Source organism: Brevibacillus sp. MCWH (genome assembly GCF_013096935.1).
GTDB lineage: Bacteria > Bacillota > Bacilli > Brevibacillales > Brevibacillaceae > Brevibacillus > Brevibacillus aydinogluensis.
Map to the genome: position 1 here is coordinate 1 of NZ_SDLF01000104.1, position 567 is coordinate 567.

General features: G+C 32.6%; 1 protein-coding gene. It reads right to left on the reverse strand.

Going from position 1 to position 567, the window contains the following annotated elements:
* Positions 1–484, reverse strand: a 484-nt coding sequence (locus tag ETC00_RS19570; protein ID WP_171567715.1) for a hypothetical protein, incomplete at its 3' end; no start/stop codon positions are given.
* Positions 485–567 lie beyond the last annotated feature (83 nt).

Sequence of the window (567 nt, forward strand, 5' to 3'; positions counted from 1 at the left end):
CATTCTCACCATACTCATATTCATCAGCGTTTAACATAGGTCTTCCTTCAACAGGAACAAGAATAGCAACTCCACCTTGTCCTGTCTCAACTTGACCATTAGTAACTAAATAGCTTACAATTAATAATCTTAATTCTTCATCAGGAGTCATTACTAACCATCTACCAATAGCTAAGAAAGGTTTATCTAATTTAGATTTTACAGAATATTGTTTAGTATAGTTAGAAACAAATCCGTCACCGTTAACAATAACTTTCTTATTCAAGTTTACATTTCTTGAATCTGCTGCGATAGGTAGGCTAGCAAATCCAAGTTCACCAGCAAGATCGTATCCATCGTTATTTACTCTGTAAGCAGGGTTCATGTAATGATGAATACCTTGTCTATGTCCTACGTTAGTAGTTAAATCAGTAATTAAAAATTCAGGTTCTTCATACAAAATTACTAACTCAGTTTCTGTTTCAATAGGATTAATTTGTGGCATATGCTCATAAATAATAGAAATATCATCTTCTGCACCATTATGCTCGCTTAAAGTATCGAATCATACTTTTAACTCTTTTACTT